This is a genomic window from Polaribacter sp. Asnod1-A03, from assembly GCF_045063585.1.
Classification (GTDB): domain Bacteria; phylum Bacteroidota; class Bacteroidia; order Flavobacteriales; family Flavobacteriaceae; genus Polaribacter.
Genome location: NZ_JBEFOE010000009.1, coordinates 2,626,728 through 2,648,364, shown reverse-complemented (window position 1 = coordinate 2,648,364; position 21,637 = coordinate 2,626,728). Strand labels below are relative to the sequence as shown.

General features: G+C 29.3%; 17 protein-coding genes and 1 tRNA gene. 9 read left to right on the top strand and 9 right to left on the bottom strand.

The features are described 5' to 3' along the window. Positions 1 to 40 precede the first annotated feature (40 nt). From ACJJVY_RS11995 to ACJJVY_RS11970, 6 genes are all read right to left on the bottom strand, one after another. On the bottom strand, positions 41 to 1,456 hold the full coding sequence (locus ACJJVY_RS11995; protein WP_405608837.1) for a metallophosphoesterase: 1,416 nt from the start codon (positions 1,454 to 1,456) through the stop codon (positions 41 to 43). A gap of 63 nt (positions 1,457 to 1,519) precedes the next feature. Further along, positions 1,520 to 3,247, bottom strand: a complete 1,728-nt coding sequence (locus ACJJVY_RS11990; RefSeq protein ID WP_405608834.1) for a SusD/RagB family nutrient-binding outer membrane lipoprotein — start codon at positions 3,245 to 3,247, stop codon at positions 1,520 to 1,522. Positions 3,248 to 3,267: 20 nt separating this feature from the next. Then, positions 3,268 to 6,771, bottom strand: a complete 3,504-nt coding sequence (locus ACJJVY_RS11985) for a SusC/RagA family TonB-linked outer membrane protein (protein WP_405608831.1) — start codon at positions 6,769 to 6,771, stop codon at positions 3,268 to 3,270. 92 nt (positions 6,772 to 6,863) lie between these two features. Next, the gene (locus ACJJVY_RS11980) at positions 6,864 to 7,778 is read right to left on the bottom strand and encodes a FecR family protein (protein ID WP_405608828.1); all 915 of its coding nucleotides are present in this window, start codon (positions 7,776 to 7,778) and stop codon (positions 6,864 to 6,866) included. Between the two features lie 125 nt (positions 7,779 to 7,903). Then, positions 7,904 to 8,413 (bottom strand): RNA polymerase sigma factor, encoded by a 510-nt coding sequence (locus ACJJVY_RS11975; RefSeq protein WP_405608825.1) that lies wholly within the window; start codon positions 8,411 to 8,413, stop codon positions 7,904 to 7,906. Between the two features lie 250 nt (positions 8,414 to 8,663). Continuing rightward, positions 8,664 to 8,736 (bottom strand) — tRNA-Met (locus ACJJVY_RS11970). A gap of 182 nt (positions 8,737 to 8,918) precedes the next feature. Between ACJJVY_RS11970 and era the strand changes: the two genes are divergently transcribed. Beyond that, positions 8,919 to 9,803 (top strand): GTPase Era, encoded by an 885-nt coding sequence (gene era / locus ACJJVY_RS11965; RefSeq protein ID WP_405608822.1) that lies wholly within the window; start codon positions 8,919 to 8,921, stop codon positions 9,801 to 9,803. Here era and ACJJVY_RS11960 read toward each other — a convergent pair. Together ACJJVY_RS11960 and ACJJVY_RS11955 are read right to left on the bottom strand one after the other, a co-directional pair. Beyond that, complete coding sequence (locus ACJJVY_RS11960; protein ID WP_405608819.1) at positions 9,800 to 10,312, bottom strand: GTP-binding protein; 513 nt, start codon at positions 10,310 to 10,312, stop codon at positions 9,800 to 9,802. The two genes, era and ACJJVY_RS11960, sit on opposite strands and share 4 nt — an antisense overlap. Positions 10,313 to 10,314: 2 nt before the next feature. Continuing rightward, complete coding sequence (locus ACJJVY_RS11955) at positions 10,315 to 11,043, bottom strand: SIMPL domain-containing protein (protein WP_405608816.1); 729 nt, start codon at positions 11,041 to 11,043, stop codon at positions 10,315 to 10,317. Between the two features lie 84 nt (positions 11,044 to 11,127). Here ACJJVY_RS11955 and der point away from each other — a divergent pair, with 84 nt between their 5' ends. Both der and ACJJVY_RS11945 read left to right on the top strand, forming a co-directional pair. Next, positions 11,128 to 12,438, top strand: coding sequence for a ribosome biogenesis GTPase Der (der, locus tag ACJJVY_RS11950; RefSeq protein WP_405608813.1), 1,311 nt, complete (start codon positions 11,128 to 11,130; stop codon positions 12,436 to 12,438). 117 nt (positions 12,439 to 12,555) lie between these two features. Next, positions 12,556 to 14,943 (top strand): GAF domain-containing protein, encoded by a 2,388-nt coding sequence (locus ACJJVY_RS11945; protein WP_405608810.1) that lies wholly within the window; start codon positions 12,556 to 12,558, stop codon positions 14,941 to 14,943. A 3-nt stretch (positions 14,944 to 14,946) separates the two neighbouring features. Here the strand turns inward: ACJJVY_RS11945 and ACJJVY_RS11940 are convergent, their stop codons facing one another. After that, positions 14,947 to 16,152, bottom strand: a complete 1,206-nt coding sequence (locus ACJJVY_RS11940) for a Pycsar system effector family protein (protein ID WP_405608807.1) — start codon at positions 16,150 to 16,152, stop codon at positions 14,947 to 14,949. A gap of 186 nt (positions 16,153 to 16,338) precedes the next feature. Between ACJJVY_RS11940 and msrB the strand changes: the two genes are divergently transcribed. From msrB to ACJJVY_RS11910, 6 genes are read left to right on the top strand one after another with little or no spacing between them, the layout of a single operon-like run. Beyond that, complete coding sequence (gene msrB / locus ACJJVY_RS11935) at positions 16,339 to 16,785, top strand: peptide-methionine (R)-S-oxide reductase MsrB (RefSeq protein WP_405608804.1); 447 nt, start codon at positions 16,339 to 16,341, stop codon at positions 16,783 to 16,785. Beyond that, positions 16,785 to 17,321: a peptide-methionine (S)-S-oxide reductase MsrA gene (msrA, locus tag ACJJVY_RS11930; RefSeq protein ID WP_405608801.1), complete on the top strand. Its 537-nt coding sequence runs from the start codon at positions 16,785 to 16,787 to the stop codon at positions 17,319 to 17,321. Before msrB ends, msrA begins: the two co-directional genes overlap by 1 nt. Further along, positions 17,318 to 18,874 carry a protein adenylyltransferase SelO gene (locus tag ACJJVY_RS11925; protein ID WP_405608798.1) on the top strand — a complete coding sequence of 519 codons (1,557 nt, stop codon included), beginning with the start codon at positions 17,318 to 17,320 and terminating at the stop codon, positions 18,872 to 18,874. Before msrA ends, ACJJVY_RS11925 begins: the two co-directional genes overlap by 4 nt. A 13-nt stretch (positions 18,875 to 18,887) precedes the next feature. After that, complete coding sequence (locus ACJJVY_RS11920; protein ID WP_405608795.1) at positions 18,888 to 19,832, top strand: aldo/keto reductase; 945 nt, start codon at positions 18,888 to 18,890, stop codon at positions 19,830 to 19,832. After that, positions 19,823 to 20,341: a peptide-methionine (S)-S-oxide reductase gene (locus ACJJVY_RS11915; protein WP_405608792.1), complete on the top strand. Its 519-nt coding sequence runs from the start codon at positions 19,823 to 19,825 to the stop codon at positions 20,339 to 20,341. The genes ACJJVY_RS11920 and ACJJVY_RS11915 overlap by 10 nt, the downstream gene beginning before the upstream one ends. Positions 20,342 to 20,353: 12 nt before the next feature. Continuing rightward, on the top strand, positions 20,354 to 21,571 hold the full coding sequence (locus ACJJVY_RS11910) for an alpha/beta fold hydrolase (RefSeq protein ID WP_405608789.1): 1,218 nt from the start codon (positions 20,354 to 20,356) through the stop codon (positions 21,569 to 21,571). The last annotated feature ends 66 nt before the right edge of the window (positions 21,572 to 21,637 follow it).

Sequence of the window (21,637 nt, the reverse complement as noted above, 5' to 3'; positions counted from 1 at the left end):
TATGTTTTAAATTAACTTAAAAAAAATGATTATAATAAATTTATTTTTTTACAAAGTCTTTTTTGAACCTAATTGATACTTCTGATTCATTATTAATCAAGGTTTTCTTTCCTTTTTTATTTTTCGTCAAACTAAAACTATCGTAAACATCTCCTTTTGCTGTGTAAGAATTATAATTAATAGTATCATTATCAACAGTTATAATTTGAAAAAGCTGTACATACTCACCTCTTTTAACCATCCAATCTTGATTTTGAGATTCATACATTTTTGGTCCACTTACTGAAACGGCATAAACAGTACCTGCGTCTTGTACAATAGTTTTCCCTAAGCCTTGGTTAGACGCATAACCTCTTGCATATGTATGATCGTGACCTTGCAAAACTAAATCAACATTATATTTATCTATTAAAGGTTTAAGTTTTTCTCGCAACTCCTTATTATCTCGACCTATTTTAGTTGAATAAATTGGATAATGCATCGTAATAGTTACCCATTTCTTGGTATTTTTAGCTAAAATAGAATCTAACCATTTTGTTTGTGCATTTGCAGACTCTTCGTTATTATAAAAACTTTGAGCATCAATAGAAATTACTTTCATATTTTGATAGTCTAAAAAATAACAAGTTTCTTTAAGCTCCTCTAAAGGTCCATTCTCTGGCAACGTAAATTGTGGCCTCCATAAAGCTGATATTTTTTTACGGTCTACACTTTTGTCATACTCATGATTTCCAGGAGTCATAATACTTGGCACTGTTGCATGAATAAAACTTCCTGCATAAAACCACTCTCCCCATTCTCTATCAGACTCGCTATGATTAATTAAATCTCCAGCATGCAACATAAAGTCAACTTCTGGCATCATCTTATACGATTTACGAATGATTCTAGACCACATGGATTTTACATCATTTTGTGCATCTCCAAAATAAATAAAACTAAAAGGTTTATTTTGGTTTAAAGAAGGAGTTTCTATTTGAAACCACTCACTCCAAGTATCATTACTATTATTTCCATTACCAACCCTATAGACATAATTAGTTCCTGGTGTTAAATTATTAATAATAGCAGAATGATATGCCGCTTTTACCAAAGGTTCCTGATCTCTAGTATTTTCTACGATTATAAATTCTGTATTAGCAATAAATTGTTGCTTGTTGTCATCTAATAAAAAATCTGGCCCGTGAGTTTCTTCTGCTATTTGTACATAAGCAGTATCAATCTCTTGATTTGTTCTCCAATTAACTGCAAAACTATGATTAGCATCCTCCGTTAAATTCACAATAATTCTATCTGGAGTTCTTGATGGAAAAATAAGTTTATGCGCATCTACATTAGACATCGATGAATAATGTGAATGATGATGCTCTTCATCATGAAAATGCATCTTATTTTCTTCAGTTTTACATGCAATTAGAACTATAAGCGCTAAAAGAAAAAATATTATTTTTTTCATAGAGAAATTATTTTTTTGAAATAAAAAAACAGGAGTAAAAACTCCTGTTTTCAGTTACTTTTTTTATTGTAATAGCCACATATTAGACCATTGATCATTTACAGCAGGCTGCAAATTATTAATAGCATTTAACATATTTTCTTCATTATATGCATCAGTATATAAAAAACGAACAGGAGTTTGTTGACCTTTAGTTCCAGAAATAATATTATTATTTAAATCAGGATAACCTGTTCTGCTAAAATCAAACCAAGACTCTGTTGTTAACCATAAAGCAATCCATTTTTGATGTATAATAGACTCTAATTTATCTTCAGCATTGTCATAAATTTGTTTTACATTCGCAATGTATTCTTCCTGATCAAACACCACTAGAGTATTATTCACCTCATCATAAACCGCATCAGCATCTCCATTAAAGATTTGATACTGATCAAAAGACAATTCAATTCCTTCTTTATAATATTGATAAGCATCATTACTAATATAACCACGATAACTCGCTTCTGCTAATAAAAATTTTACTTCTGCAGAAGTCATTAAAATAGATTTTACTAATTCGCTATTATTTTCTGAATACATATCTGTTAGATAAGATGTATGCGGGTTTGCAGCTGCATTTAAATATATATTTTCATCTAAATTTGAAATATCAGTCAATACATCACTTAGCGTTCCCCCTAAATTAAAATCATTTGGAGCACTTAAAGCAATCGGTAAACCTACAAATAAACTGGTATTGATATCGTTTTCTAAATTATCATCACTATTAATAGCGTTAATATCTAAATTTACATAACGCTTAACTCTATTGTTTTCTAATTTAACTTCATTTGTTGTTCCTTCTGCCAATTGTACATCTACAGCTTTTACCCATTTTGTTAAACGAGGATCATTTAAAGCTATTAAATCATTTACAATAGTAGACGATGGTTTTCTACGATAAAACTCTGATCTATTACTCCAGTTTAAAGCTCCTCCAGGCCAACTATTATCACTATCTGTTCCTATATATGAAACCACAGCATTATCATCATTACTTTCTAAAATAGGAAATTCACTAGGATTATTTACAATTGCTGCTATTTCAGAAGATACATTAATATCTGAATCACTTTTTTCAGACAAACGCATATAAAACCTAAGAGATAATGAGTTTGCTAATTTCCTCCATTTTTGACCATCTCCACTATACAACACATCACTATCTGAAGCTTCTGTAATAACCCCTGTATTTGCCAAAAGTGTATTAGCTTCTTTTAGATCATTAAGAATCCCTATAAAAACTTCCTTCTGTGTGTCGTAAACTGGTTTAAAAAACTCATCACCACCGTTTTCTGCTTGCAATGCTTTGCTGTAAGGAACATCACCAAAAGCAGAAGTAACAAAACCATATTGATATGATTTTATAATTAAAGCTACTGCTTGGTAGTAATTTTTTACCTCACCCGATTTTTCATTCTCTGCTCTTTCAAAAATATACTCGCTATCTTTTAAAGGCTCATAAAAATTAGAAAAGTCTATAGTTCCCCATTGATAATTATTTTCTTCGTAACTAGTAAAATCTCTTTGTAAATATTGCGTTGCAGCTGATAAATGTCCCCACTCATATGACATTGTAGTGGCTATTTGAGCTGATTTTGAAATAACACCCGTTAATACAAATTTAATATCTACCTCTGTATCTGGAAGTGTATTAGGGCTAGTATTGATATCGTCAAAAGACTCACTACACGACGTTGCTATAAGCATTATCATTAATAGTGTTATCGTGATTATATTATTTTTCATTTTGTTTCTTATTTTTTTGATTAAAAACTAACATTAAGTCTGAATCCCATTGGTACGGTCCATGGAGCAAGGTTCCATTTATCGAACCCTTGATTTCCTTCATCAAAAGCAGTCTCTGGATCTATACCAATCTTTGCTTTTGTCCATAACATAACATTCTTTGCATAAACAGATAGCGAAATATTTTCTGCTGCAATAAATCTAGCTACATTATCAGTAAATTTATAAGTAAGAGTAATATCTCTTAATTTTACAAAAGAAGCATCATACATAAAAGTTTCTCCTGTTCTCCAAAAACTCCCACTAGACTCTACAACTCTATAAGCATCAAAAAGTTTAGTTCCTTCTCCTCCAAAATTTTCGGTGTAAGTACCATCTCCATTATCTATAACACCAGGAAAGAAAGCTCCATTATAGTTTCCGTTATATTCAAAACCACCTAAATTTTGGTTTCTACCACCAACCCAAACATTATTATCTCTGTAAATAGGGTTTGCTTTAATTTCATTAGCAAGTGCCGTTCTGTCTCCATCAAAAGAATTGGCATTTAAAACACCTGTAAATGTACTTGTACTAACACCATTGTTCCAACTTTCTATTTTACCAGAACGCGCCATTCTTTTCATAGATTCAGAGAAGAAATCTCCACCTTGCCTCCAATCAAAACTAGCAGATAATGTAAAATTTTTATAAGCAATAGAAGTATTAAAACCTACCGCAAAATCGTTATTAGAATTCCCTACTTTCTTTTGATTTTCTGTAGTTCTATCTACATCCCACCTACCATTAGCATCTAATAAATTCCACCCTTTGTACTCTCCTTCTTCAACTTTCCTTACATATGGAGCATATAAATCCCCAATAATACCGCCTACTTTCGTAAAAGACCCCATATCTGTTCCTCCACCAAAACTCACTCGATCAATACCATCAACCAAGGCTACTAGTTTACTCTCTTGTTTGGTGAAATTAAAATTCATATTCCATTCTAAATCTTCTGTTTTAATTGGAATTATATTTACACCTAATTCAATACCATAATTCTCTACATTACCAGCATTAATTGTAGAACTTGTATAACCTGTTAAAGGAGAAACAGCAACATTTAAAATTTGATTTTTATTTTGTGTTTTATAATAAGTAGCATCAAAACCTAAACGACCATGAAATAACTTAATATCTGTACCTATTTCGTAAGAGGTAGCTATTTCTGGTTTTAAATTAGTGTTTGGCATACTACTAGGTAATGAATACGTAAAATCGTCTCCCCAATAACCTTGGGATAAGGTTGGATTTATTAAATATGGTGAAGTATCTTTACCTACTTGAGCCCAACTAGATCTTACCTTAAATAAAGACACCCAATTAGGCATCTCTACAAACTGAGAAACCAACACACTTGCAGAAACAGAAGGATAAAAATAAGACCTATTTTCTTTTGGCAAAGTACTAGACCAATCATTACGAGCTGTAAAATCTAGATAAGCATAATCTTTATACCCTAAAGAAAGCATACCGTAAGCACTATAAACTGCTTTTCTATAACTAGCACTATTGTAAGACAACCCACCTCTTGCTACATTAGATAAAGTATAAAGCCCAGGTAAAACTAAGTTATCTCCGCCAGAACTAATAGAAGTGCTAAGCGTATTTAAAATATTACCCCCAATAGATGGATCTATTCTAAAATTTCCTAATTCTTTTGTATAAGATAATAATACATCTATATTAGTTTCTCTAGAACTACTTTCACTAATATTATAAGAACCAAAAGGTTTACTCGTACCAAAACCATCGTAAGACCAAGGTCTAATAATTTCTGTTCTATTAGAGTTACTGCTATTAGAAACTCTAGCCATAGCATTTAAATCATCATTTATTTCCCAATCTAGTTTGATGTTTCCAAAACCTCTAATTTTATCAAATTTATTTATTCTTTCATTAGCAAAAAACCATGGATTGTTATAACCCTCTGTAACTTTAAGTTGCTCAGCATTATTTACTACCCAATAATCCTTTAAATCATTAATATTAATGTGAGGAGCAATATTATAAATATCAAAATACTGGTCATCTCCTCCAATAGAATTGATAGGGTAATTGTCAGAATTTGGGTTTGAAAGATTAATGTTGGTAGATACTGTTACTTTGTCTGTAATTTTAAAACTAGTGGTTAAGTTAGCACCTATTTTTTGTAGTTCTGTACCAGGAGTAAACCCTTCTCCTTTTAAGTGAGAAATAGATAAACGAAAGTTCCCTTTATCATAGGCACCCGAAATACTTACATCATTAATGGTAGTAACACCAGTTTTAAAATAATCTTCTAAACTATTGTTATAAAACTTTAAAGGAGCTTCTTCTCCGTTACTATTCCATTGTACTGCAGAAGTTCCTTCTTCTGCTCCATACCAATGTTGCCATGTAGCTTCATTAAAAACTCCTTTTTGTCCGTTTGTAAATTGATTTTGTAACTCTACATATTTATACGGAGTATTAAAAGTTGTAGTAGTATTAAAAGTAACCCCGATTCCTTTTTTAGTGTTTTTCCCAGATTTTGTAGTAATTAAAATAACCCCGTTACCAGCTCTAGAACCATACAAAGCTGCTGCACTTGCCCCTTTTAAAACAGAAATATTTTCAACATCCATAGCACTAATATCACCCATAACATTAGGGTTTCCTACAGGAGAGCCATCAATAACAACAAGTGGCTGATCATTACCGGTTAAAGACGTTTTACCTCTAATGTATACATACGTTTCATTATTCAAATCATTTCCTCCACGACGAATATCTAAACCTGATATTTTACTAGACAAACCTCCTAAAACATTTTCTTGAGGAACAAGATTAATTTTTTTATCATCTATTTCACCTACAGCATACCCTAATGCTTTCTTTTCTCTTTTCATTCCTAAAGCAGTAACAACAATCTCATTTAATCCTGCTATATTTTCTTTTAATACAATATAAAATTCATTTTTATTGTTTATAGAAATCTCTTGATCTACATAACCAATATAAGAAACAACTAATACAGCGTTAGAGTTTGACACATTTATCGAAAACTCCCCATCAAAATTTGATGTTGTTCCATTTATGGTTCCTTTTTCTATAATAGATGTACCTGGTAATGGATTTCCTTTATCATCAACAATAGTTCCTTTAACATTTTGTTGAAATTTCTTCTTTTCAAGTTTCTTTACTAAAACATTTTTATCTGTAACTTGATACTTAAAAAAACCTTTTTTAGACAAGTCTTTTAGTAAATTTGTCAATAATATTTCTTCATAATTAATTGAATAAGTAGTTGAATCTTCGATAATTTTCTGTCCATAAGAAAAATTAATATCATATTCATTTTTTAGTTTTGAAAAAATAGTTGTTAGTTTAGCATTTTCTATTTTAATGCTTACTTTTAACTCCTTTACTTTAATATGATTATTTCCTAAAATTGTTATTGGAAATAATCCTGCTATTATAAGGAGTAGAAATAACTTAGATAAGTAATTTTTAAAATTCATTTTAATATTTAATAAGTGTTGTTTTTATTATAGATTCGATACTTTTTACCAGAGGAGTCTGTGCCAGCAGACTCTTCTTCTTTTTAATTATTTTATTTAACTTCTATCATATTATCTTCTTTTAAGGTTAGTTTTAAATCGGTTATGTAATTTATCTTATCAATGATACTTTTTAGGCTTTCGTTTCTATTTATAGTTATAGACATAGGAACTATTTTTAAGCTAGTATTTATAAACTCTACTTCTGTATTGTAATTATGCCTTATAAAACTAGCAACATCACCCATAGAAACATTTTCTAAATGATTAACATCTTTAAACCATGCTATAAAAATTTGGTGTGATGTATTTTTACTAATAAATGTTTGGGAAGTATTTTTATAAGTAACTTGTTGATTTGGGTTTAATAAAATTGCTTTTTTAGCATTAGAAACCTCTACTAAACCAGTAGCAACAGTAACACTAACTAGAGAATCATTCGTTAAAATATTAAAACTTGTACCTAATACTTTGGTCTTAATACCTTTGGTTTTAATTATAAATGGTTTCTTTTCATTTCTTTTTACATCAAAAAAAGCTTCTCCTTTAAGATCTAAATGCCTAGTGTTATTAAATGTATTAATATATCTTAATGAGCTATTTTTGTTTAAAACAACTTTACTTCCATCTTCTAAATAAACCGTTTTAATTTGATTAGACGTATTGGCTACTGTAAATATTTCTAGATCCTTTTCTTTATTAAAAAAGAAAAAGCTACTTACACCTAAAAGTAAAGTAATAGAGGCCGCAATGGCTAGTTTAAAATAGTAGTTTGGTTTAATTTGTTTCTTAACACCACTTAATATTTCTTTTTTTATATCCCTTTTTTCTATATCATTATTAAAAACACTTTCTTTAGTTTCATTAACAGCTTTTTCTTCAAACGCATTTAATAAAACCTCTTCTTCTTTAGTTATTGTTCCTTTTAAAAATTTATCTAAAAGGGTTTTAAATTCTTTTTCAGTCATAATAGAGTATCTATGAATAAATACCCAAAAATGATATACACACGTAAAAAAAATATTTTTTTTTTACATTAAATCAGGTTTTGAAAAAAAAAAATGTATAAAAAAGTACTCAAGACAAGCTTTCTTTAGTAGTTTATTTCGCTTTTAATACTTCTTATAGCTAGAGATATCTGGGTTTCAACAGTTCGTTTTGATATTCCTAATTGTTGAGATATTTCAAAATTGTTAAGTAGTTTGAACCTACTTAATTTAAAAACTTCTTGACGTTTTTTTGGTAATTTCTTTATCGCTTTATTAACTAAATTTTCCGTTTCTTCTAATTGAAGTTCTTCTAAGATTCCATTTGAATGAGGTGTCTTTATAACATCCAGCAAATCTATATTAGTTTTATGAAATTTTGTATCTCTTAATTCTTTATAAACTCGAAAACGAGTTGCTTTTATAAGGTAAGCCTCTATATTATTATTCTTTATTTCTAATCTTCTAATCCAAAAATCTACAAAAACTTCTTGAACTAAATCTTTAGAAATATCTTTATCTTTTAATAAAGAGTATGCTAAAATATACATGCGCTCCCACAACTTATCGTAAAGCACCTTAAAAGCAGCCTCATCAGATAGCTTAATTTTAGACATTAATTCTTTATAAAAATTAATATTATTAGGTTGTAGTTGCATGAAACAAAGCAAATCAAAATTCCAAGAAATTAGATTACCAAAAAGTAAAGAATTTGTTAAGAAGGTTTTATCTACCTTCTAACAGAAAAGAACAATCACCTAGATTGCAAGTTTATAAACCATCTTTTTTAAAAGTTTTACTAAAGTGAAATACTTCTAAATTTATTGCAAAAAAAAAGAGTAATCATTTCTGATTACTCTTGCTTAGTAGCGGGAACTGGACTCGAACCAGTGACCTTCGGGTTATGAGCCCGACGAGCTACCTACTGCTCTATCCCGCGATATTATCTCAAAAAATAACGACTTAGTTTTTAACTTTCGAATCATAAGCTCGACACGTTATTTCCGGGTTGCAAATATACGACTTATTTAAATAACTGACCAAATTTTTTTCAATTAATTTTTAATTATTTTTTAATCATCTTAATTCTAATCAAATATAAAAACTAATTACCTTTGCATTATGACGCATAAAGCTGGTTTTGTAAACATCATCGGAAATCCTAACGTAGGTAAATCAACATTAATGAATGCTTTGGTAGGCGAAAAACTATCAATAATAACACCTAAAGCCCAAACTACAAGGCATCGTATCTTAGGTATTGTTAATGATGATGAGCATCAAATTATATTTTCTGACACTCCAGGTATCTTAAAACCTGCTTATGAGTTACAGTCTTCTATGATGGATTTTGTAAAATCTGCTTTTGAAGATGCAGATATTCTAATTTACATGGTAGAAATTGGAGAGAAAGAATTAAAAAACGAAGCTTTCTTTAAAAAAATTATCCATAGTGATATTCCTATTATTTTATTATTGAATAAAATAGACAAATCATCACAAGAAGAAGTAGAAGAAAAAATTGAATACTGGAAAAACAAAGTACCTAATGCTGAAATTTTTGTAATTTCTGCTTTAGAAAAATTTAATGTAACCGAAGTATTTGATAAAATAAAAGAATTACTACCAGAAAGTCCTCCTTTTTATCCAAAAGACCAGTTAACAGATAAACCAGAACGTTTTTTTGTAAATGAAAAAATTAGAGAAAAAATTCTAATACATTACAAAAAAGAGATTCCGTATTCTGTAGAAGTAGAAACCGAAGAATTTACAGAAGAGGAAAACATTGTTAGAATTCGTTCTGTAATTATGGTAGAAAGAGATACTCAAAAAGGTATTATAATTGGCCACAAAGGTTCTGCAATTAAAAGAGTTGGTGCAGAAGCTAGAAAAGATTTAGAACGCTTTTTCATGAAAAAAGTGTATATAGAATTGTATGTAAAAGTGAATAAAAACTGGCGAAGCGATAAAATTCAGCTAAAGCGTTTTGGTTATAATCAAAATTAATTGCTAATTACACCTATCATAAATTCATGTAATCCTTTTATTTGATTTTTCCCGGTGTCTTTCCCTATTTTCCCAAGAAAATATAATAGAATCCATATTAGCGGTAAAAAAATCATCATGATAACAGGAAAAACAATTGATGCTTCTAAAGACCAATTACTATAAAGCATAATTGCAAACCCTAAAAAAGAAACTCCTATTACAAAATGGACAAACATAAAAAGTGTCCAAACTTGTGGTTTTGGCCCAAATAATCCTTTTAAAGTTGATGTATTTTGTGTATTTTCTATAATTTCTAAATGCAATTGAGGTGACCAAAAATGTTCATCTTTTTTAGAGACTGAAATAAAAATATGTCCATCAACAATATTTCCTCTATAATGTTTTATCTCTTTTTTAAATTCATTAGAAAAACGATCTAAAATAATTTGAGAGTTCTCTTTTAAATCAATAGAAAATCTTGGTCTTAAAAAAACTTCGCTATTTTGTTTTTCTATTAAAAGACTCATTTTTACTCAGATTTATAATCTAATTTCATCGTTATAGAAGCCGTTTTTTCTCGAGATGATGTATTAAAAGTTCCTCCCCAAGAATAATCTTCTTTAGAGTTTTGACCAGTTATTTGAAAAATTCCCATTTTTGCAGAGATTAAATCGCCCAATTTACCTCCAGAATTTTCGGCAATTTTTTCTGCTCTCGCTTTTGCATCAGCAGTTGCTTTAGAAATCATTTCTACTTTTAAATCTGCTAATTTTGTATAATAATACCTTGGAGGTTGCGAATAAAACTGAATTCCTTTGTTTAGTAATTCTGTAATTTCTCTAGATATTTTCTCTACTCCTTCTACATTTTTAGAATCAATCTGCAAAGATTGAGTTAAAATATACCCTAAAAATATATCGCCCGCATATTTACCATTTACATAATTTGCTTTGGTGTTTTTTGTACTTTGTACTGCTTTAAATACAATTTCATCAGTTTTTACTCCTTTAGACATCAAATATTCTAAAATAACTTTTTTATCTTTTTCTAAATCATTATAAGCTTTTTTTAACTCTAAACTAGAACTAGAAAACGAACCTTCCCAAACAATTAAATCTGATGTAAAGTTTGCATTTCCTAAACCTGTTACAGAAATTGTTCCCTGTCCGTTATTTCGATTTATTATAGAATTCCCTAATAAATATGCAGCAATAACAATTGCCAAAGAAAAAGCAATTGCAGTAAAATTATTTTTCATAAAAAATCATTTTTTTTAGCTCTATAAAGTTATAACAATTTATCGTATGTTAAATTGTATCTTTGCAAAAAATATCAGAGTAAAATGAATAGTATTGTTGCCATTGTAGGAAGACCAAATGTAGGAAAGTCGACACTTTTTAATAGATTGGTACAAAGAAGAGAAGCAATTGTAGATTCTGTAAGCGGAGTTACAAGAGATAGACATTATGGAAAATCTGACTGGAATGGAAAAGAATTTTCTGTGATTGATACAGGGGGATACATTACTGGTTCTGATGATATTTTTGAAGGAGAAATTAGAAAACAAGTAAACCTTGCTATAGAAGAAGCAGATATTATTGTATTTGTTGTTGATGTAGAACAAGGTATTACCCCAATGGACTCTGAGGTTGCAAAACTTTTACGTAAAGTTAAAAAACCAATTTTTATGGTTGTTAATAAAGTTGACAACGCAATGAGAGAACCAGATGCTGTTGAGTTTTATAATTTAGGATTGGGTGGTTACCACACAATTGCATCTATTAACGGTAGCGGAACTGGAGATTTATTAGATGCATTAGCAGAAAAAATGCCAGAACCAGAAGAAGTAGATTTAGAAGAAGAAGCGTTACCAAGGTTTGCAATTGTTGGGAGACCTAATGCAGGAAAATCTTCTTTTATTAATGCTTTAATAGGAGAAGATAGAAATATTGTAACCAATATTGCAGGTACAACAAGAGATTCTATAGACACAAAATACAACCGTTTTGGTTTCGATTTTAATTTAGTCGATACAGCAGGAATCCGTAAAAAATCTAAAGTAAAAGAAGATTTAGAGTTTTATTCTGTTATGCGTGCAGTGCGTACTATAGAATATTCTGATGTTATTGTTTTAGTAGTAGATGCTACTCGTGGTTTTGAAGGACAAGATCAAAATATATTTTGGTTAGCAGAAAAAAACAGAAAAGGTGTTGTTATCTTAATTAATAAATGGGATTTAATTGAGAAAGAAACCAATACAATGCGAGATTTTGAAGCAATGGTTAGAAAGCAAATAGAACCTTTTACAGATGTGCCAATTGTATTTATTTCTGCTTTAACAAAACAACGTTTATTTAAAGCCATAGAAACTGCTGTAGAAGTTTTTAATAACAGAAAAAACAAAATAGCAACTAGTAAGTTTAATGAAACTATGCTAGATATTGTTAAAAACAATCCGCCACCTGCAATAAAAGGGAAGTTTGTAAAAATAAAATACTGTATGCAATTACCTACACAAACACCTCAATTTGTATTTTTCTGTAACTTACCACAGTATGTTAGAGATTCTTACAGACGTTTTGTAGAAAATAAATTAAGAGAAATTTACGATTTTTCTGGTGTACCAATTACTATTTATTTTAGGCAGAAATAATTAAGTTTTTTTTGAATTAAAAATAACAGAATTTTAAATTTGTAAAAGTTTGTAACTTTTACTACCTTTTATCGTCTAAATACTTACTAGTATTTATAAACACAATAAGTCTTTTTTATGAAAATCATAAAATCTAACATAACCGCTGAAACGGAATTACCGTTACAATTATACATTTCGTTTCAGAAAGTATTTGTAATTTTCGAAAAATACGCACATAAAGATTTTGAGAATCATCCTTATAATGAGACTGCAAAAAAGATGTTGCTTCTTTTTAAAAAATCCCCAGAATTGTTTACAGGCTTTTCTGATTATTCTTTATTAGATAAATATAGTGAACAGATAGAATTATTATTAAATCCTTTATTTCCAGAACCTTTACTTTCTAATGAGATAAAAGCTGCAAGTACCCCTTTTTCCTTTACTTCATTTAAATTTACAGACAGGTTTACAGACATTATAAAAAATGCTGGTGAAAACTACGAATTAAACGTGCGCAATTTTGAAGAAAATAGTATGTACATTATGGCCTGTACGTTTATTCTAAGCCATGTTTATGGATTTAATATAGATGTAAAAAGACCTTTTTATTTTGATATTCCTGATCAAGCAACAGGAACAATGAAATATTATAGAGCTACTTTTAATGCAGATTTTTCTGAAATAACGCCTACAGAAAATGCTCCTAATTTAACCAGTGAAGACTTTAAAATTCTTTTAAATAATTTTGAAAACATTGATATTTGGAAAGAAAAATTCCCAACTAATAGTTATATTTTTAAAGGCTTTGTCCTCGTAAATCTTTTTGATGTAACTTCAGAAGAAATGCTTTCTGCCATAAAAGCAAATTTATTAGCAGGAGGTAATGAGTTAATTTACAAGCTACAAAATAACTTAAGAGACTTTTATGGTATTAGAGATTTAAAGTTAGGCTTTTCTATTTTTGATAATGTAAACACAAAAATCTGTGAAGCAGCTATCAAAAAATCTAACAGCATTATTTTAAATAAGGATGTAGAAATTAGTTGTAGCGGAGGTTATTTCTGTGATAGAATTATGGAAAAGGTTTTCCAAAAACAAGAAACTTTTATTATTTCTGATGTAGAACAGTACGGTTTAAATACTGATAAAAATCCGTTTTATCAAAATTTATACGATTCTGGAATATTAAGTATTATTATAATTCCTATTAAAGCAACAGAAAATGGAGACTTAGCATTACTAGAAATTGCTTCTCCAAGATCTTACGATTTAAATTCTGCTAATATTAATAAATTAAAAGATATTATTCCCGTATTTGAAGCTGCTGTAAAAAGACTTTCTGAAGAAAGACAGAATGTTTTAGAAGCTACAATTCAAGAAAATTACACATCTATACATAGTTCTGTAAAATGGCGTTTTTATGAAGCTGCAGAAAAATATCAACTAGAATATCAAACAAATGAAAATGCAAAACTAGATGAAATTGTTTTTCATAATGTATATCCATTATATGGGCAAAGTGATATTAAAGGTTCATCAGACGCAAGAAACAATGCTATTCAACAAGATTTAAGCACGCAATTAACGTTAGCAATTGATGTTTTAAAAAATGCTTGTAAAAACGAATCTTTACCAATTTATAGCGAGTTAATGTTTAGGGTTGCTACCTTTTTAAAAGAAGTAAACAAAGGCTTAAATGCAGGTGATGAAATAAATATTTTAGAATTCTTAAAACGAGATATTTATCCTATTTTTAATCATATTAAAGGCATAAACAAAGAACTGTCTAAAAAAGTATCTGTCTACATGAATCGTTTAGACAAAGATTTAGGCGTTGTTTATGAGAAAAGAAAAGAATATGAAAAAAGCGTTACTATTTTAAACGATAAGCTTGCAACCTATATAGATAAAAAACAAAAAGACGCTCAAAAAATGCACCCTCATTATTTTGAAAGATACAAAACGGATGGTGTTGAGTTTAACATGTATATTGGAGAATCTATTACAAAAAAGGATTCTTTTGATGATATTTACCTATATAACTTACGTTTATGGCAATTACAAACCATGTGCGAAATGGAAAATATTGCCTTTAACGAACGTAAAAATATGAAGCAAGAATTAAGAGTTGCTTCATTAATTCTAGTACATAGTAACCCAATGGCTATTAAGTTTAGAATGGACGAAAAGCAATTTGATGTTGATGGCGCCTATAATATTAGATACGAAATTATCAAGAAAAGAATAGATAAAGCAAACATAAAAGATACTACAGAGCGTTTAACTGTGCCTGGTAAAATTGCTATTGTATACTCGCAAGACAAAGATGCTTTAGAATATATAAAATACATTAACTTCTTACAATCTAGAAAACAATTAGGTAAAATAGAGTTTTTAGAATTAGAAGATTTACAAGGAGTTTCTGGCTTAAAAGCTTTACGAGTTGAAGTTATTTATCAAAAGAATTTTGATGCAAAAAGCACCATTACTTTAAATGATTTAATTAAAGAAATAGAGGCCTAATTTTTATATAGCGCCTCTTTCTTGCATTTTAAAAGCCAAAGCAAACCCTATAACACTTACAATAATACCAATCATAAAAACAGTATAAGTAAGTCTTAAAATTTTATATTTTTTGTTTAAAACCAAACCTAAGAAGTATAAATCTTTAGTTAAAGAACCATATAAATAGTCTTTATCTTGCATCATTTCTGTAATTCCCCATTCAAAATCAGGTAATTCCATTTGATGAAAATTACCAAAAAATAATAAATTCACTTTTTTATTAGCCACATCTTCTTTAGTAAATTTCCCTTCTGTAACATTAGGTCTTGTTGCTAAAATTGATAAAATGATAGAAACTACTGTAAAAATAATAAAAACAACAGTTGGTGTTATCAAGTAACTATTTGATGGATTATCTAACTTTGGTAATAAATTAGACAGCGCCAAAGAAACAATAATTGCGTTTACAGAAAGCAAAATATTGGCTTTAGTATCTGCAATATTACTTAATGTCATGTGGTTTTTTAGTGCCACTCTAAACATAGTTTCTACACCTCTTTCTGGCACTTCATTTTTATTTCTTTTAATTTCTAAAGCTTCTTTTTTCTGATTAAACTTCTGTAAGTTTTCTTTTAATTTACTCTGCTTTTTAAGAAGGCTTGTTATGTTTTTATCTTTTCTCTTACTCCAATTTTTTAAAGCATAATCAGTATAATATGAGTGCTTTTTTGTTAAAAAATCTATATTTAAAGCAATCCAATCTTCATCAGAATATTTTTCCCCACAAATAGTTTCCCATTCTTTTCTTAAAAGCTCTAATCTATCCTCAAAACTTTTACTTCCTAAATGAGCACAATCAGCATCAATAATTATTTTCTCTAAAATATTTGTAGGTAAATGCCCCACTTTTGTTGCTAGAATTAAATCACAAATCTGTGTAATTCTATCAGCTTCAATATTTTTACTTTTTAAATATTCTGTTATAATTAGTACACTTTCATCTTCATGGTTTTGTGCTCCTTTTGTAAAACCAGTATCATGAAACCAAGCCGCTACCTGTAAATTTTCTTTAGAAACTTCATCTACTTCCAAATTATCGGCAAGCTCAATTACTTTTTCTACAACACTTTGCGTATGTGTTACATTATGATAGACAAAAGTTGCTTCTAATGTTTTGCTTAGTAAATTAAAAACATATTTTTCTATATCAATTAATAATGTGCTCATGTAAAAATAATTTAATAAATGAATGGAAAGAAATTTTAAAACGAGTATTCGTTTCATCAATATTCGTCGTAAATTTATGTATTGCTTTCAAAACTTACAAATTAATTATTTATTGTAAGATAACAAGTAGTTTTACGTCTAAAAATTGATTGCAAACAATAATAATAACTTAGAAAGGAAATAAATATGCTTACTTGGACAGAAGTTATTCACTTCGCAACTAAAGAAAACCCAATACCAGATAAGAGAATTGAAAAATCTGAAAAAGATTGGAGATCTCAATTAACTGCAGAACAATTTAGAATTACAAGACTAAAAGGTACAGAAAGACCTAATTCTGGCGATTTGTGTAGTATTTTTGATGAAGGACAATACAATTGTACATGTTGCAACACCCCTTTATTTGACTCTACTATTAAGTTTGATTCTAGTTCTGGTTGGCCAAGTTTTACACAACCTATTAAAGAAAATGCTATTAAATACCATAAAGACACTTCTTTTGGTATGGTTAGAGTTGAAGTAATGTGTAATGTATGCGATGCACATTTAGGGCACGTTTTTCCTGACGGACCAGAACCAAGCGGATTACGTTATTGTATTAATTCTCAATCTATGATTTTAGATAAAAAATAATGAGTGAAAACATACAAATTGCCACTGTAGGCGGTGGATGTTTTTGGTGTACAGAAGCTGTATTCCAAGAAGTAAAAGGTGTAGAGAAAATAGTTTCTGGTTATTCTGGTGGTAATGCTCCTGGCAAACCAACTTATAGAGAAATTTGCTCTGGTTTAACAGGTCATGCAGAAGTAATTCAGATTACTTTTAATGCGGATATTATTTCTTACCAAGACATTTTAGTTGTTTTTATGACTACGCATGATCCTACCACTTTAAACAGACAAGGCGCAGATAGAGGAACTCAATACAGATCTGTAATTTATTATCATAATAACATTCAGCAAAAAATAGCAGAAACGGTTTTAGAAGAAATACAACCTTATTATGATGATAAAATTGTAACCGAAATTAGTGCTTTGGATATTTTCTATGAAGCGGAAGAAGAACATCAAAATTACTATAGAGAAAACACACAACAAGGATATTGTAGTTTTGTAATTGCACCAAAATTAAGTAAATTGAGAAAATTACACGCAGATAAGTTGGCATGAAATTAAACATACAAAATATTTTTACCTCAGAATTGCCTTCGGATTCTAATTTAGAAAACTCTAGAAGACAAGTAGAAAATGCCGTTTTTTCTTATGTAAAACCCAAGAAAACAAAAAAACCAGAGGTTCTTCATATTTCACCAGAAATGGCAAATAAATTAGGAATTTCTAATGATGAATTAAAATCAGAATTCTTTAAAAACATCGTTACTGGTAATGAAATTTACCCTAACACAACACCTTATGCAATGTGTTATGGCGGACATCAATTTGGTAATTGGGCAGGACAATTAGGAGACGGAAGAGCCATCAATTTATTTGAAATTGAACATCAAAATAAAAACTGGAAAGTACAATTGAAAGGTGCTGGTGAAACTCCGTATTCTAGAACTGCAGATGGTTTAGCTGTTTTACGTTCTTCTGTTAGAGAATATTTGTGTGCAGAAGCTATGTTTCATTTAAACGTACCAACCACAAGATCTTTGTCTTTAAGTTTATCTGGTGATGAAGTTTTACGTGATGTTTTATACGATGGAAATCCGGCTTACGAAAAAGGCGCTATTGTTTCTAGAATTTCTCCTAGTTTTTTACGTTTTGGAAATTTCGAAATTTTTACAGCTAGAAAAGATATCAAAAATTTAAAAAAGTTGGTTAATTACACCATCAAACATCATTTTGCGCATTTAGGGAAACCATCCAAAGAAAATTACATTCACTTTTTTAAGGAAGTTTCAGAGCGCACTTTAAAAATGATTATCGATTGGCAACGAGTTGGTTTTGTACACGGAGTAATGAATACCGATAACATGTCAATCTTAGGTTTAACCATAGATTACGGGCCTTATGGTTGGTTAGAAGGTTTCGATTTTGGCTGGACACCTAATACAACAGACAGACAACATAAACGTTATAGATATGGAAATCAGCCAAATATTGGTTTATGGAATTTGTATCAATTGGCAAATACTCTGTATCCAATAATTGAAGAAGTAGAACCATTAAATACCATTTTAGAGCAATATAAAATCGATTTTGAAAAGCAATCTTTACAAATGATGAAATCTAAATTAGGTTTAATTATTTCGGATGAAGACGATTTAAAACTAATTCAAGATTTAGAAGAAAACTTACAATTAGTAGAAACAGATATGACAATTTTCTTTAGAAAATTAAGTAATTTTTCTGATGAAAAAACAGGTTTTAAATTGATTAAAGATGCTTTTTACGATGTAGAAAATATTTCTGATGACATAAAAAACAAGTGGAATGCTTGGTTTAAAAAATATACTGATAGACTTGCCATAGAAAGAATTTCATCTAAAGAAAGAAAAGAAAAGATGGATTTAATAAATCCTAAATATGTGCTAAGAAATTATATGTCTCAAATGGCAATTGATGAAGCTGATAAAGGGAATTACACTTTAATAAATGAGTTATTTCAATTATTAAAAAAACCATATGCAGAGCAACCTGAAAACGAAAAATGGTTTGCAAAAAGACCAGAATGGGCAAGAAATAAAGTAGGTTGCTCTATGCTATCTTGTAGCTCATAAAAACAAAAAACACATGAAATTAGGTTTAGGAACCGCTGCTTTAGGCAGACCACAATATATTAATGTTCGCTTAGAAAGTTGCGACAATTCTGATTTAGAAATTTTTAAAAAAGGAAGTTTTAATACTTTAGAAGAAGCTTACAATTTAGGAATTCGTTATTTTGATACTGCTCCTGGTTATGGTTTAGCAGAAGAATTATTGCTAGAATGGTTACAGACAAAAGAGGATTCATCTATTGTAGTTGCTACAAAATGGGGTTATACCTATACCGCAAATTTTAACCCTGATGCAAAAGTACATGAGGTTAAAGAGCATAGTTTATCTAAATTAAAAGAACAGTGGAATTTTTCTAAACAACTACTCCCCTATTTAAAAGTATACCAAATTCATTCTGCTACTTTAGAAACCGGTGTTTTAGAAAACACGGAAGTTTTAGAATATTTAGCCTTTTTAAAAAAGGAATTCAATGTTAAAATTGGTTTAACAACTACAGGAACAAACCAAGTAGAAGTCATAAAAAAAGCTTTAGATATTTTGGTTGATGGAACTCCTATTTTTGATATTTTTCAAGTAACATATAATTTTTTAGACCAAAGTTTATCAGAGGTTTCTAAAGAGTTAATCAGCAAAAATAAATCGATTGTTATAAAAGAAGCTTTGGCAAACGGAAGGATTTTTAGTAATAAAACATATCCTTATTATAAAGAAATGTATACCAAATTAGAGCAAATTTCTAAAAAACACAATGTTGGTGTAGATGCAATTTCTTTAAAATATTGTGAGCAAACAATAACCAATGCTATTGTTTTAAGTGGAGCGAGTAACATAAATCAATTAAAAGAAAATTTAAAATTAAATGATTTTTCTCTTTCTACAGAAGAAATTGAAACCTTAAATACATTTAAAATTCCTACTGATGCTTATTGGACAGAAAGGAAACAATTAGAATGGAATTAACCAAAATTGCTTTTGGCGGTGGTTGTCATTGGTGTACAGAAGCTGTTTTTCAGGCATTAATTGGTGTAAACAAAGTGGAACAAGGTTGGATTTCATCAACAGAAAAAAATAGCACTTTTTCTGAAGCTGTTGTTGTTTATTATAATGCTAAAATAATTACACTAAAAACATTAACCGAAATTCATTTATTAACGCATAAAAGTACCAGTAATCATTCTATGAGAAATAAATATCGCTCTGCTATTTATTATTTCAACCAACAACAAAAAGAAGAAAGTTTACAAATACTTAAAGAACTACAAACTAATTTTAATGATAAAATAATCACTAAAATTTTATTTTTTAATAGTTTTAAGCTAAATACTGCAGAGTTTCAAAATTATTATCAATCAAACCCAGAGAAACCCTTTTGTAAAAATTACATCAATCCAAAATTGAAACTTTTATTACAACTGTTTTCTAAAAATGTAGATAACCGTAAAATTACCCATCTAAATTCGACTATTTAAAAAATCAATAAAATGAAAACTACCAAACTAGAAATTAAAAATAGAAAAGGATTAAAATTACAGGCTTATTTAGAATTACCTGCAAACCAAAAACCTAGTTTCTATGCAATATTTGCACATTGTTTTTCTTGTAACAGTACATTAACTGCTGTAAAAAACATCAGTCGTGCTTTAACAAATGATGGTTTTGGTGTAGTTCGTTTCGATTTTACAGGATTAGGAAGAAGCGAAGGGGAATTTGCAGACAGTCATTTTTCTGCCAATGTAGAAGACTTAGTAGACGTAAACGATTTTTTAAAATCTAATTACCATGCTCCTTCTTTATTAGTTGGTCATTCTTTAGGTGGTGCAGCAGTAATTGTTGCTGCTGCTAAATTAGAAAGCATAAAAGCGGTAGCAACAATTGGTGCACCTGCAACAGTAAACCATGTTACTCATTTATTTTCTCATGGCTTAGATGAAATTACAGAAAAAGGGGAAGTAGAAGTAAATATTGGCGGAAGACCTTTTAAAATAAATCAAGAATTTGTAGCCGATTTTGACAAAACAGATTTACCAAAAATAACCAAAGAATTACGCAAACCTATTTTAATTATGCACTCTCCTTTAGACACTGTTGTGGGCGTAGAAAATGCTGAACAATTGTATGTAAATGCGTATCACCCTAAAAGTTTTGTAAGTTTAGACGATGCAAATCATCTTTTATCTAAATCTAGAGATAGTATTTATGTCGGTAATGTTATTGGTACTTGGGTAAAACGCTATTTTGATGTTGAAGAAAATACCATGATTTCTTCTAATGGAGAACAATTAGTAGGGCATTTAAATTTACTGGAAGATAATTTTACCACTTCTATTCAAACAAAAAAACATTCCTTTATTGCAGACGAACCAGAAAGTATTGGCGGAGACGATTTTGGTCCATCTCCTTACGATTATTTGTGTGCAGGTTTAGCAGCTTGTACAGTTATGACTTTAAAACTATACGCAGAACGCAAAAAATGGGATCTACAAGAGGTTTTCGTTTACATCACTTATTCTAAAAAACATAGTGATGATTTAGGTTTTGACCTTGATAAACCTGCTAGAATAGATCATTTACAAAAGAAATTAAAATTAGTTGGTAATTTAGATGATAAACAAAAACAACGCCTAAAAGAAATTTCTTCTAAATGTCCTGTTCATAAAACACTAATTACCCAAACTATTATTGATACTGAACTAATCTAATCAATAAAGTTTCAAAATGCAACCACATTTAAATCTATTACGAAAGTATAATTTTAAAAAAAGCTC

Excerpts from the sequence above, each read along its gene's own strand:
- ACJJVY_RS11995 (WP_405608837.1), bottom strand. The coding sequence starts at position 1,456 with ATGAAAAAAATAATATTTTTTCTTTTAGCGCTTATAGTTCTAATTGCA.
- ACJJVY_RS11990 (WP_405608834.1), bottom strand. The coding sequence starts at position 3,247 with ATGAAAAATAATATAATCACGATAACACTATTAATGATAATGCTTATA.
- ACJJVY_RS11985 (WP_405608831.1), bottom strand. The coding sequence starts at position 6,771 with ATGAATTTTAAAAATTACTTATCTAAGTTATTTCTACTCCTTATAATA.
- ACJJVY_RS11980 (WP_405608828.1), bottom strand. The coding sequence starts at position 7,778 with ATGACTGAAAAAGAATTTAAAACCCTTTTAGATAAATTTTTAAAAGGA.
- ACJJVY_RS11975 (WP_405608825.1), bottom strand. The coding sequence starts at position 8,413 with ATGTCTAAAATTAAGCTATCTGATGAGGCTGCTTTTAAGGTGCTTTAC.
- era (WP_405608822.1), top strand. The coding sequence starts at position 8,919 with ATGACGCATAAAGCTGGTTTTGTAAACATCATCGGAAATCCTAACGTA.
- ACJJVY_RS11960 (WP_405608819.1), bottom strand. The coding sequence starts at position 10,312 with ATGAGTCTTTTAATAGAAAAACAAAATAGCGAAGTTTTTTTAAGACCA.
- ACJJVY_RS11955 (WP_405608816.1), bottom strand. The coding sequence starts at position 11,043 with ATGAAAAATAATTTTACTGCAATTGCTTTTTCTTTGGCAATTGTTATT.
- der (WP_405608813.1), top strand. The coding sequence starts at position 11,128 with ATGAATAGTATTGTTGCCATTGTAGGAAGACCAAATGTAGGAAAGTCG.
- ACJJVY_RS11945 (WP_405608810.1), top strand. The coding sequence starts at position 12,556 with ATGAAAATCATAAAATCTAACATAACCGCTGAAACGGAATTACCGTTA.
- ACJJVY_RS11940 (WP_405608807.1), bottom strand. The coding sequence starts at position 16,152 with ATGAGCACATTATTAATTGATATAGAAAAATATGTTTTTAATTTACTA.
- msrB (WP_405608804.1), top strand. The coding sequence starts at position 16,339 with ATGCTTACTTGGACAGAAGTTATTCACTTCGCAACTAAAGAAAACCCA.
- msrA (WP_405608801.1), top strand. The coding sequence starts at position 16,785 with ATGAGTGAAAACATACAAATTGCCACTGTAGGCGGTGGATGTTTTTGG.
- ACJJVY_RS11925 (WP_405608798.1), top strand. The coding sequence starts at position 17,318 with ATGAAATTAAACATACAAAATATTTTTACCTCAGAATTGCCTTCGGAT.
- ACJJVY_RS11920 (WP_405608795.1), top strand. The coding sequence starts at position 18,888 with ATGAAATTAGGTTTAGGAACCGCTGCTTTAGGCAGACCACAATATATT.
- ACJJVY_RS11915 (WP_405608792.1), top strand. The coding sequence starts at position 19,823 with ATGGAATTAACCAAAATTGCTTTTGGCGGTGGTTGTCATTGGTGTACA.
- ACJJVY_RS11910 (WP_405608789.1), top strand. The coding sequence starts at position 20,354 with ATGAAAACTACCAAACTAGAAATTAAAAATAGAAAAGGATTAAAATTA.